At 73.0% G+C, this 10,883-nt stretch carries 8 protein-coding genes; 3 read left to right on the top strand and 5 right to left on the bottom strand.

Translation table 11 applies throughout. The features are described 5' to 3' along the window. Window positions 1-4 precede the first annotated feature (4 nt). The gene (locus tag ACLII4_RS17845) at window positions 5-2,566 is read right to left on the bottom strand and encodes an ATP-binding protein (RefSeq protein ID WP_412068753.1); all 2,562 of its coding nucleotides are present in this window, start codon (window positions 2,564-2,566) and stop codon (window positions 5-7) included. A 160-nt stretch (window positions 2,567-2,726) separates the two neighbouring features. Here ACLII4_RS17845 and ACLII4_RS17840 point away from each other — a divergent pair, with 160 nt between their 5' ends. Both ACLII4_RS17840 and ACLII4_RS17835 read left to right on the top strand, forming a co-directional pair. Next, a complete protein-coding gene (locus ACLII4_RS17840; protein WP_412068752.1) occupies window positions 2,727-3,686 on the top strand; it encodes an NmrA/HSCARG family protein in 960 nt (319 codons plus the stop codon). A gap of 85 nt (window positions 3,687-3,771) precedes the next feature. Continuing rightward, a complete protein-coding gene (locus ACLII4_RS17835; RefSeq protein ID WP_412068751.1) occupies window positions 3,772-4,452 on the top strand; it encodes a hypothetical protein in 681 nt (226 codons plus the stop codon). Window positions 4,453-4,462: 10 nt separating this feature from the next. Here the strand turns inward: ACLII4_RS17835 and ACLII4_RS17830 are convergent, their stop codons facing one another. Beyond that, complete coding sequence (locus ACLII4_RS17830) at window positions 4,463-5,947, bottom strand: deoxyribodipyrimidine photo-lyase (RefSeq protein WP_412068750.1); 1,485 nt, start codon at window positions 5,945-5,947, stop codon at window positions 4,463-4,465. A gap of 191 nt (window positions 5,948-6,138) precedes the next feature. Here ACLII4_RS17830 and ACLII4_RS17825 point away from each other — a divergent pair, with 191 nt between their 5' ends. After that, window positions 6,139-8,643 carry a sensor histidine kinase gene (locus ACLII4_RS17825; protein WP_412068749.1) on the top strand — a complete coding sequence of 835 codons (2,505 nt, stop codon included), beginning with the start codon at window positions 6,139-6,141 and terminating at the stop codon, window positions 8,641-8,643. A 111-nt stretch (window positions 8,644-8,754) separates the two neighbouring features. Here the strand turns inward: ACLII4_RS17825 and msrB (ACLII4_RS17820) are convergent, their stop codons facing one another. The 3 genes from msrB (ACLII4_RS17820) to msrA all read right to left on the bottom strand — a co-directional run bounded on the left by msrB (ACLII4_RS17820) (window position 8,755) and on the right by msrA (window position 10,550). Continuing rightward, window positions 8,755-9,264, bottom strand: a complete 510-nt coding sequence (gene msrB / locus ACLII4_RS17820; RefSeq protein WP_412068748.1) for a peptide-methionine (R)-S-oxide reductase MsrB — start codon at window positions 9,262-9,264, stop codon at window positions 8,755-8,757. Between the two features lie 62 nt (window positions 9,265-9,326). Beyond that, entirely contained in the window at window positions 9,327-9,848 is a 522-nt protein-coding gene (gene msrB / locus ACLII4_RS17815) for a peptide-methionine (R)-S-oxide reductase MsrB (RefSeq protein ID WP_412068747.1), read from the bottom strand. Window positions 9,849-9,890: 42 nt separating this feature from the next. Beyond that, window positions 9,891-10,550 (bottom strand): peptide-methionine (S)-S-oxide reductase MsrA, encoded by a 660-nt coding sequence (msrA, locus tag ACLII4_RS17810; protein WP_412068746.1) that lies wholly within the window; start codon window positions 10,548-10,550, stop codon window positions 9,891-9,893. Window positions 10,551-10,883: the final 333 nt, after the last annotated feature.

Raw genomic sequence — 10,883 nt, 5'->3', positions numbered from 1 at the left:
CCGCCTAGGCCGGGGCGGCGGGCAGCGCCACCACGAACGTCGTCCCGATCCCCGAGCTTTCGACGGTGAGCCGACCGCCGTGGCCCTGCTCCACGATGTCGTGGCTCATCGAGAGCCCGAGGCCGGTCCCCTTGCCGGCGGGCTTGGTGGTGTAGAAGGGCTCGAAGACGCGGGCGCGAACCTCGTCCGGTATCCCGGCCCCGTTGTCCTCGACGCGGATCTCGACGCCCCCGGCGACGGCCGCCGTCGCAATGCGGACGACCGGCTCGAAGGCGCGGCCCTCCGCCGCGGCCCGCGCCACCACCGCGTCGAAGGCGTTGGAGACCAAGTTGATGACGACCCGGCCGAGATCTTGGGCCACGCCCTCCACCACCCCGACGCCGCCGAGGTCCCGCTCCAGCGTCACGTTGAAGTCTGGAGCCTGGGCGCGGCGGCCGTGGTAGGCCAGGTTGACGTGCTCGTCGACGAGCGCGTCGAGGTCGAGCGGGCCGCGCTCGCCGGCGCCGCTCCGGGCGTGCTGCATCATGGCCCGGACGATGGCGTCGGCGCGGTGGCCGTGCTGCTCGATCCGTCGGGCGTTGTCGGTGAGGTCGTCGACGAGCTCGCGGATGAGCGTCGGGTCTCGCTCCCCGTCCACCTCGGCGGCCAGCTCGGCGGCCAGCTCGCGGGAGAGGGCGGCGAAGTTGTTGACGAAGTTGAGCGGGTTCTTGATCTCGTGGGCGATCCCGGCGGTGAGCTGGCCGAGCGACGCCAGCTTCTCGCTCTGGACGAGCCGCTGCTGGGCGGCCTGCAGGTCGGCGAGAGCGGCCTCGAGCTCGTGCGTCCGGGCGTCGAGCCGCTGGAAGTCGGCGTAGCGGGCGTAGGCGACCTCGAAGGCCGAGGCGAGGGTCTGGACCGCCGCCCCGTCCACCTCGGAGAGGGGCCTGGGGGCCCCGACGTAGAGCAGGCCCTGGGCGAACGGGGCGAACCGGAGCGCGAGCGGGCCCGGCGGGAGGGCGGAGCCGTCGAGCCCGCCGTCGGCGAGCGTCGCGGCCCACGCCTGGGCGCGCTCGGGGGGCAACACGACCGCCAGCGTGGCCTGTCGGCGCCAGTGGGCGACGACGTCGGCGATGAGAGGGGAGCCATCGGCCGGGAGCTCCAGCGCGCCGAGCGGCTCGCCGTCGGGCGTGGCGAGGAGCGCGCGCACGGTGCCCGCGGCCTCGTCGACGATGAACACGCCGCACTGGACGAACGGGACGCCGAGGTCGGTGAGCTCGGTCCAGACGCGGGGCGTGACGCGGTCGAGGTCGTCGGCCGTCCGCATCGAGGCGACCTCAGCGCGGACGCGGTCGACGGACGCCGATAGCGCAGCCTCGCGGGCGCGCGCCTCGTCGGCCTGGAGGTCGAGGTGGCGCGCGTAGGCCGCGTCGAACGCCGTGCCCATCCGCTGCATCGCCTGGACGGTGTCCTCGGAGAACGGCTGGGCCGAGAACGCCACGATCACGCCTGCCGGCACGGTGACGGCGTAGACGTACTCACGGTCGACGGCGTCGTGGGCATCGGCGAGGGCAGGGTCCACGGCCCGGAGGCGGTCGAGGTAGGCGTCGAGCCCCTCGCCCTCGAGGATGTACGAGAGGTCCTGCTGGGTCCGCCAAGCCACCCAGAGGGCGTCGTACAACGGGTGGCCTTCGACGGTGACGGTGTCGGCGGGCGTGGTCTCCCGGCCGGTCGACGACCAGTAGCGGGCGCCGCGCGTGGCGCCGTCGAACGCGGCGACGGTGCACCGGTGGAACGGGACGCCGAGCCGCCGGAGCTCCCCGACGATCACGCCGATGACGTCGTCGAGTCCCTCGGGCCCACGCATCGCGAGCGCTCGCGCCCGGGCCCGTTCGACGGCCGCGTTGAGCCGCGAGGTGCGGGCGCGGACCTCGGCCTGCTGGAGGTCTTGGTGGCGGGCGTAGGCCAGCGCGAACAAGACGGCGAACCGCTCCAAGGTGCGCAACGTGTCGGCGCTGGGGGGCGCCGAGAACACGGCCACCAGCGGCCCGCTCTGCCGCGCCCGCGACGGGACGGCGACGTAGTGGTAGGCCTCGGCCCGGGGCGCCCGCGCCACGACGCGGTCGGCGTACGACGAGGGGTAGCGAGCGAGCGAGGCGCGGAGGTAGGCCTCGAACGCGTCCGGGCTCAGCGCGCGCGACAGCGGCGGGCTCCCCGCCTTGGTCTTCGCGAAGGTGGCGTCGAGGAGCGCGAGCCCGGTCGTGGCCGTCACGTGGTGGTTGGCGCGAGCGGCCCCGTCCGCATCGACGCCGGCCGTCCAGGCCGGGGCCTCGCTGGCGTCGCGGTCGGGCCGGCCGCTCAGGCTGATCTGGACGACGGGCAGGCCCAGCCCACGCAGGGCGTCGAACACGGCGACCGCCACGCCCAGCGTCTCGTCGCTGTGCTGGACGTCGAGCGCCCGGGTCCAGACCCGGTCGAGGGCGGCCTCGACGTCGCCACCGCGCCGGGCTGCCGCGAGGTCGCGTTCGAGCTCGGTGATGCGAGCCTGGAGCGCGTCGAGAGCGACGTCGACGGACGGGTAGCGGGCCATGCGGTGGGAGCCAGGGCGGATCCCCACGTACGGGCGTCGTGCGAGGAAGCTCCGCCGCCGACGGCCCGGTCCCGGGGGCGCCGTGGGGAGCCCGAAGCGGGCCGTCGGCACGGGGATCGGCGGCGATGCCCTACCATGAGGCACCCTTCCCTCTCCTGCCATGCCTGACTCGAAGACCCTCGCCGTCGTCGGCGCCACCGGCGCGCAAGGGGGCGGCCTCGCCCGCGCCATCCTGGCCGACCCCGACGGCGGCTTCGCCTGCCGCGCCCTCACCCGGAATCCGGACTCCGACCCCGCCCGCGCCCTCGCCGACGCCGGCGCCGAGGTGGTCCGGGCCGACCTCGACGACCCCGCCAGCGTCACCGCCGCCTTCGACGGCGCCTACGGCGCGTTCTGCGTGACCAACTTCTGGGAGCACTTCTCGCCCGACCGCGAGAAGGCCCAGGCCGAGACCCTTGCCCAAGCCGCGACAACGGCCGGCCTCCAGCACGTCGTCTGGTCGACGCTGGAGGACACGCGGGACTGGGTCCCGACCTCCGACGACCGGATGCCGACGCTGATGGGCGTCTACACCGTCCCCCACTTCGACGCCAAGGCTGAGGCCGACGCCTACTTCCGCGACCGCGGCGTCCCGACGACGTTCCTCCGGACCTCGTTCTACTGGGACAACTTTATCAGCTTCGGCGCCGGCCCCCAGCGGACGCCCGACGGTGGCCTGGCGCTCGTCTTCCCCATGGGCGACGAGAAGCTGGCGGGGATCGCCGTCGAGGACATCGGCAAGACGGCCTACGGCATCTTCCAGGCCGGCGACCGCTTCGTCGGCGAGACCGTCTCGATCGCGGGCGACCACACGACCCTCGCCGACATGGCCGCCACGCTCAGCGACGCGCTGGGCGAGGACATCGCCTACATCGACGTCTCGCCGGACGTCTACCGGAGCTTCCCGTTCGACGGGGCCGACGAGATAGGCAACATGTACCAGGTCTACCGCGACTTTGCTAGCCCCTTCCTCGCGGCCCGCGACCTCGCCGCCACGCGCGCCCTCAACCCCGACCTCCAGGACTTCCCGACCTGGGTGGCCCGCAACAAGGACCGGGTCCCGATCCCGCCCGCGGGCTGACCTGGGCGCCGCTCGCTTGTCGAGACAAGACTGGGTTTGGTAAGGGGTTGAGCCGTACCGTGCGGCCTCCCAACCCCTCCCCGCCATGGCCAACCCGAAGCCCATGACCCGCCGCGATCTCCTCCACCTCGGCGCCGTCGGTGGCATCGGCGTCGCGGGCGGGCGGCTCCTCCCGGACCCCGCCCCGGACTCCAACGACTGCGCGACGCCGACCCAGACCTCGGGCCCGTTCTACCCCCGCCGGAAACCGGCCGACGGCGACCTCGACCTGACCGTCGTCGCGGGCCACGCCGAGCGGGCGCAGGGCGAGGTAGTGACCGTCGGCGGGCAGGTCCTGGACGGCGACCTCCGGCCCGTGGCCGGCGCGCTCGTCGAGATCTGGCAGGCCAACACGCACGGCCGCTACCACCACGAGGCCGACCCCAACCCGGCCCCCGAGGACCCGGCCTTCGAGGGGTTCGGGGAGGTCCGGACCGATGCCGAGGGCCGCTACCGGTTCCGGACCATCATCCCCGGCGCCTACCCCGCCGACGAGGCCGCCGGCTGGTGGCGCCCGCCGCACATCCACATCAAGGTGGCCAAGCGGGGCTACCACGAGCTGATCACTCAGATGTACTTCCATGGCCACGCGCTCAACGACGTGGATCGGGTGCTGAACGGGATCCCGGAGGACGAGCGTGGCCGCGTCGTGGTGGCGTTCGCCGAGGGCGACGAGCCGGGCGTGAAGCACGGCACGTTCACCATCGTTCTCCAGAAGGTGGCCTGACTCCGCCCGATCACCGGTAGCGGTCGAACTCGGGCGGCGGGTCGGCGGGGATCGAGGCGCGGAATGGGACCTCGCGCCCAGCCTGCTCGGCGATCCACGCGGGCACGCCGGGCCGCTTCATGAGGGCCCCGCTCGTCTTGCCCGCGACCGTCCCGTAGACCGGGCGCTCCTTCCACGGCCGGACCTCGCCAAAACCGGACCGGATGCCGCCGTACGTCGACGCGTTGCGGCCGTCCAGGCTGAACCGGTCGTTGAGGTAGCACGTCGCCGCGAAGGCGTCGGCGGGGTGGGGGCGCCACTTGAGGAGCTGGCGGCCCCAGTACATCCGCAGGTTGTTGTTCATCCAGCCGTCAATGGCGAACTGCTTTTGGGCCGCGTTCCAGACGTCGTCGTCGGTCTCGCCGTGGGCCAACTCGTCGAGCGAGTACAGCGTCGGGCGCGGGTCGTCGGCGTGGGCGAGCAGCGTCTCCCGGGCCCACGCCGGGAGGCCGTCCCAGTGCGACCACGACTCCCAGCGGCAGCGGTGGTGGTACACCTCGCGCCACGTCAGCAACTCGTCGAGGAATTTCCACCGGGCCGCGCTGTGGACGTGGCCCTCGGCCTCGGCGTCGAGCACGGCGACGGCCACCTCGCGCGGCGAGAGCACCCCGAAGTGGAGCCACGGAGAGAGCTTGGTCGTCGCGTCGTCGAGCGCGGGGTTGTTGCGCGTCCACTTGTAGCGGGGCACGACGTGCTCGACGGCGTGCGTGAGCCGCTCCAGCGCGGCGCTCCGGCGCCCGCTCCAGCCGGGCGCGGGCGGCACGCTTAGGTCCACGCCGCAGCCGGCGATGAAGGCGTCGAGCGCCCTGCCGTCCCAGTCCGTGAGGTCGGGCGTCTCGGGGAGGTCGAGGTCCCCGTCGTAGTGGCCCGTGCCCGGCTGGGTGAGGTCGAGCGTCAGGTGGCCCGGGCGGAGCTTGCTGTGCGCGGCGCGGAAGGCCTTCGTGGTCTCTAGGTGCGTCTCGAACGCGTTCATCGGGACGGCGCAGCAGGCGTCGACGGCGAACACGGCGCGGCCCTCCAGCCGGGCGGCCAGCATCGCCGAGTACTCGCCGGCGACGAACGTCGGGACGTCGTTGGTGAACACGGCGGCGGCGCGCTTCGCCAGCCGGGCGGCCACGTCGACGGCCCCGGGCGCGTCGCCGCCGGGCTCTCCCTGGCGGACGTACCGCGCGAACCGCAAGCCCCGGGCCTCGACCCCGGGCCCCAACTCCTGGCTCGCCTCCAGCATAAACCGGTGGATCCGGTGCGAGGCGTACGGGTAGCGGTTTTCCAGCGTGTGGAGCACCACGACGGGCAGGCCGAGCGTGTCGCCGAGCGCGAGCGACGCGTCGATAACGGGGTTGTGGTCGGCGCGGAGCGCCTGCCCCAGCCAGCACAGGACGTAGTCGGCGGCGTCGGCGACGGGGGGATCCGAAAGTCGGCGGGTGCGCAAGCGGAGGGCGTCGAGGGCGGTCATGGGCGCGGGCGTCGGGCCGAGCCAACCGCCGAGACCGCGGCGCGGGTCCGCCCACCTCGGGGCGCCTGCCGAGGCGGGTGCCCTCCAACTGACGGCGACATCCGCGGGAGGGTTGAGGGGCCTTGGGCTCGGCATGTGGACGCCGTGCACGAATCGCGCTGTAGACTTGAGCGTCGTCGGACCCGGGCCCCATGACAGAGCTCCTCTTCCAGCCGTTGACGGTCGTCAGCCTCGCCCTCCTCGTGCTCAACGGGGCCGTGCTGGGGTACCTCCTCTCGATCCGGCGCAAGAGCGCGTCGACGTGGTGGCTGGTGGCGGCGTTCGCGGCCTACACCGTGGGGATGCTGTCGGACGTCGTGTGGTCGACCCTGATGACGGACCGGTTGGCTGTCACTCAGGCGCTCGACGCGGTCTATTGGGTCACGTCGGGCGTCGGGATGTGGGCGCTGCTGGGGTTCGCGTACCGGTTCCTCGACGACTCGCTGGCCGGGGAGGCGCGGCGCGTGCTCGTCGGGACGGCCGTCGCGCTCGCCGCCGTCCTGGCCTACGTGACGGCCCTCCTGGTCACCGACCCCACGAGCGATTCGATCTGGATGGTCCACAGGGTGCTCGAAGACGGGCTGGCGGTGTGGACGCTCGGGGTGTTCCTGCGGAAGCGGCGGCTCGCCCGGCGCGACGGCGGCCCGGACGCCCGGCGGGCCGCCCAGGCGTACACGGCCTTCGCCGTGCTCTACGGCCTGTACGTCGGGCAGGCGGCGCTCTATTGGGTCAGCACGGCCGGCGGGGTGAGCGCGAGCGTCGTCAGACCGATCGGGGAGTTCCTCTACCTGGGGTTCGCGTTCGGCTACTTCTTCGTCTACCTCACCTACGCGCCCGAGCCGACGACCCTCCAGGCCAAGCTCGTCGGGATCGCGCTCGTGACGGCGCTCGCGTCGGTCGCGGCGGCCACGTTCGTCGCGTTCCCGCACTACGTCATCCCCGACGCTCTCCCGGAGATGCCGCAGCGGGAGGCCCTGCGGTACACGCCCGACGGGGCCGGCGGCTACACGCTCGCGGCCCGGCCCTACACCGCGCCCGAGCCGCGTGGGGAACGCCTCAGGCTCCGCGACGACGACGAGACGACCGTCGCCTTCGGGTTCCCGTTCCCGTTCTACGGCCGGCCCTACACCGAGGCGGTCATCGACGACGACCCGATCGTCGCCTTCGGCGAGGCGCTGGGGGCCTACCAGAGCCTCCCACTTGTCGAGACGCCGATGATCCTGGCGCTCGGCCTCGACATCGCCCCGGACCAGGGGGGCGGCGTGTTCCTGGACCGGGCGCCCGACCGGGTCACGGTCACGTGGCACCGGGTCCCCGTGGACCTGTCGGAGGTCTCGGGGGGTGTCGCCGAGGGAACGGCCACGGCCCAGCTCACGCTCCACGCCGACGGCGTGATCGACGTCGTGGTCGCGGAGGCGTCGCGCGGCGGGGCGGTCGCGCGGGGGATCAAGCCGGCCGGGCAGGCCGGCGGCGCCCTCTCGCGGACGGCCCCGCTCGGCGCCGGCCTGCCCGTCGCGATCGCGCCCGGCGCGCCCTACCTCGAGCACCACTACCTCGTCCAGCGGCGGCGGACGCACGAGCGGATGCGCGGGCTGGTCGGGCTGATGCTCGCGCTCTCGGCGCTCGTCGTGGTCGTGCTCCCGTTGCTCTTCCGGAGCACGCTCGTCCGGCCGCTCCAGCAGCTCCAGGCCGCCGTCCGCCGTGTGGACGAGGGCGACCTGGAGGCCGAGGTCCCGGTCGGGGTCCAGGACGAGGTCGGGTACCTGGCGACCCGGTTCAACCGGATGACGGCGTCGCTGAGGCGCTACAGCCGGGAGATGGAGGGCCTGGTGGCCGAGCGGACGGCCGAGCTGGAGGAGGCCCAGGGCCGACTCGTCCAGCAGGAGAAGATGGCGTCGCTCGGCGCGCTGACGGCCGGGATCGCGCACGAGATCAAGAACCCGCTCAACTTCGTGACCAACTTCGCCGGGCTCTCGCGCGAGGCCGTCGCTGAGCTCCGCGACGCGCTCGACGCGGGCGACGACGAGGAGACCGCCGCGCTCCTGGACGACCTCGCGCTCAACACCGAGAAGATCGAGGCCCACGGCAATCGCGCCGACGCCATCGTCAAGGCGATGATGGAGCACGCGCGGGGGAGCACGGGCGAGCGCCGGGCCGTCGCGCTCAACGCGCTCGTCGAGGAGTACGCCGGGCTGGCCTACCACGCCCTCCGTGCCCGCCGCCCCGACGCCGAGCCGGTGCTCGATATCCGCTTGGACCCCGACGCGGGCGAGGTCGTCGTCGTCCCCCAGCAGATCGGCCGGGTCTTGATCAACTTGGTCGACAACGCGTTCGACGCCGTCGCCGAGCGGGCGGCCTCTGAGACCGGCGCCTACGCCCCGACCGTCACCGTCTCGACGGCCCGGGCGAACGGCCGGGCGACGGTCCGCGTCGAGGACAACGGGCCGGGGATCGCGCCGGAGGCGGCGGCGAAGGTGTTCGAGCCGTTCTACACCACGAAGCCGGCCGGCGAGGGGACCGGCCTCGGGCTGTCGCTGGCCTACGACGTAGTGACGCAGGGCCACGGCGGTACGCTCGACATCGGAGCTGCCGAAGGCAGGGGCGCCACGTTCACGCTCACGCTCCCCGCGGCGACGGGGGCCTCCGAGGAGGCCTGACCCTGCCCGCCTCGGTGCGCCTGGGGAGGGGCCGAGGCCGGGGCCCTGAACGAATCGAGGCGTGGCCCTCACCCAGAGAGCCACGCCTCAGAGATCAGCGAGCCAGGTCGGCTACCGCTCGAAGAGCCGGGCGTAGCGGCCGTAGCCCTCGGCGCGGAGCCGATTCGCTGGGACGAACCGCATCGCGGCGCCGTTCATGCAGTACCGCAAGCCGGTCGGGCGGGGGCCGTCGCGGAAGACGTGCCCCAGGTGCGAGTCGGCGCGAGCCGAGCGGATCTCGATGCGGAGCACGCCCAAGGACCGGTCGCGGTGCTCGGTGACAGCGTCCTCCGCGATCGGGCGCGTGAACGACGGCCACCCGGTGCCGGAGTCGAACTTGTCGCGCGACGAGAACAGCGGCTCGCCCGAGACCACGTCCACGAAGATGCCGGCGCGGTGCTCGTCGTCGAGCGGGCTCGAGCCGGCCCGCTCGGTCGCGTCCTGCTGGGTGACGCGGTAGGCGACGGTGCTGAGCTGGCGGCGGAGCTGGGCGTCGGACGGCTTGCGCCAGTCCGGGCCGGGGGCCTGGGCAAAGGCCGGCGCGGCGAGAGCCGCCAGCAGGAGGAGGGAGAGGAGGCGCATTGGGAGAGAGAAGAGGAGAAGAGGTCGGGAGGAGAAGAGGAGGGCTCGTCGTACGTCACCCCTCACTCATCCCCTTCGAAGAGGCTCGCGTACTCGCCCAGGCCCTCGGCCTCCAGGTCGGCGACCGGGACGAAGCGCAGGGCGGCCGAGTTGAGGCAGTACCGCAAGCCGGTCGGCTCGGGGCCGTCCTCGAACACGTGCCCGAGGTGGCTGTCGCTCGACGCCGAGCGGACCTCGGTGCGCGTCATGAACAGCGACTTGTCAACTTTGGTCTCGACCGGCGCGCCGTCGAGCGGGTCCCAGAAGCTGGGCCAGCCCGTACCCGACTTGTACTTGGTCGTCGAGGCGAACAGCGGCGTCCCGTCGATCACGTCGACGTAGAGGCCGGCCTCCTTGTTGTTCCAGTACTCGTTGGCGTAGGGCGGCTCGGTGCCGTCCTTCTTGGTGACGTAGTACTGCATCCGCGTCAAGCGGTCCTTCAGGGCGGCGTCGGACATGGGATCGATGGGGTCGGGGCGGAAAAAGACGAAGCCGGCCACCAGCAGGGCGGCGACGGCCACGAAGGAAGCGGCGAGGGCTTTCATAGGAGTGGGGATGGACGGGGGCCGAGCGGCTCCGGTGCCGGGCTAGAGGGCCGGGCCGAGGTGGCCGGCGGCCTCGCCCCACAACTCGTCCAAGCGCGCGTCGCGGCGGCAGCCGGTCCGGTAGCGGTTGTAGTGGGCGGGGTTGGTGCGGTAGAAGTCCTGGTGGTAGTCCTCGGCGGCGTAGAACGGCGCGGCGTCCAGCACGGGCACGACCACGCGACCGTTGAACCGGCCGTTGAGCAGCCGCTTGGTGCGCTCAGCCTCGGCGCGCTCCTCGGCCGTGCGGACGAAGATGGCCGGGCGGTACGGCGTTCCCCGGTCGCAGAACTGGCCGCCGTCGTCGAGCGGGTCGACGTTGTGCCAGTAGAGCTGAATGAGGGTGTCGAAGGACACGACGGACGGGTCGTAGACCACCTCGACGACCTCATAGTGGCCCGTCGTCTTGCGCGAGACCTCGTCGTAGGTCGGGTTCGGAACGGTGCCTCCAGAGAACCCGGAGACGACCGAGGCGACGCCGTCGATCTCCTCGAAGGGTTTCTCCATGCACCAGAAGCACCCGCCCGCGAGCACGAGCGTGTCGGCCACATCTGGGGCGATGGCGAAGCCCGGGTCCGGGCCGGGAGGCGCCGACGTGCCGCAGCCGGCGGCCAACGTCGCCAGCACGACGGCGGGCAGGGCGAGCAGGAACAGGAAGCGGCGCATGGGCGGGACGGTGGCGTGCCCTCTAGACGCGGCGGCCGTGCCTCGTATTCCCTGCCGCACAGAATGTTAGCGGGCCGCGAGCCCCCGTCCTACACGGCGCTGGCGCGGGCGTCGGGGACGCTGGCGCCGAGAGACCCCCCGTCCGCGCGGCGCTCCGGTTGAAAGGCGGACGCCAGCACTGAGACGCCGACGCACGCCCGGCACGACGCCGCGCGAGCTGGCGGGGGGGCTGCCGAGCGGGGCCCTAGGGTCGACCACCGCCTGCGCAATCCTGCTTGCGCTCTTGCGCTCCCGGCCCCCGCGCTCTCCATGCCGTCCTCGCCCCCCGGCGCG

The sequence above is a fragment of the Rubrivirga aquatilis genome (assembly GCF_046845665.1).
Taxonomy (GTDB): domain Bacteria; phylum Bacteroidota; class Rhodothermia; order Rhodothermales; family Rubricoccaceae; genus Rubrivirga.
The sequence above is the reverse complement of the archived record's forward strand: the minus strand, read 5'-3'. Positions and strand labels throughout refer to the sequence as shown.

Bases quoted from the DNA above. Each gene is read 5' to 3' on its own strand.
- ACLII4_RS17845 (WP_412068753.1), bottom strand. From the start codon at position 2,566: ATGGCCCGCTACCCGTCCGTCGACGTCGCTCTCGACGCGCTCCAGGCT.
- ACLII4_RS17840 (WP_412068752.1), top strand. From the start codon at position 2,727: ATGCCTGACTCGAAGACCCTCGCCGTCGTCGGCGCCACCGGCGCGCAA.
- ACLII4_RS17835 (WP_412068751.1), top strand. From the start codon at position 3,772: ATGGCCAACCCGAAGCCCATGACCCGCCGCGATCTCCTCCACCTCGGC.
- ACLII4_RS17830 (WP_412068750.1), bottom strand. From the start codon at position 5,947: ATGACCGCCCTCGACGCCCTCCGCTTGCGCACCCGCCGACTTTCGGAT.
- ACLII4_RS17825 (WP_412068749.1), top strand. From the start codon at position 6,139: ATGACAGAGCTCCTCTTCCAGCCGTTGACGGTCGTCAGCCTCGCCCTC.
- msrB (WP_412068748.1), bottom strand. From the start codon at position 9,264: ATGCGCCTCCTCTCCCTCCTCCTGCTGGCGGCTCTCGCCGCGCCGGCC.
- msrB (WP_412068747.1), bottom strand. From the start codon at position 9,848: ATGAAAGCCCTCGCCGCTTCCTTCGTGGCCGTCGCCGCCCTGCTGGTG.
- msrA (WP_412068746.1), bottom strand. From the start codon at position 10,550: ATGCGCCGCTTCCTGTTCCTGCTCGCCCTGCCCGCCGTCGTGCTGGCG.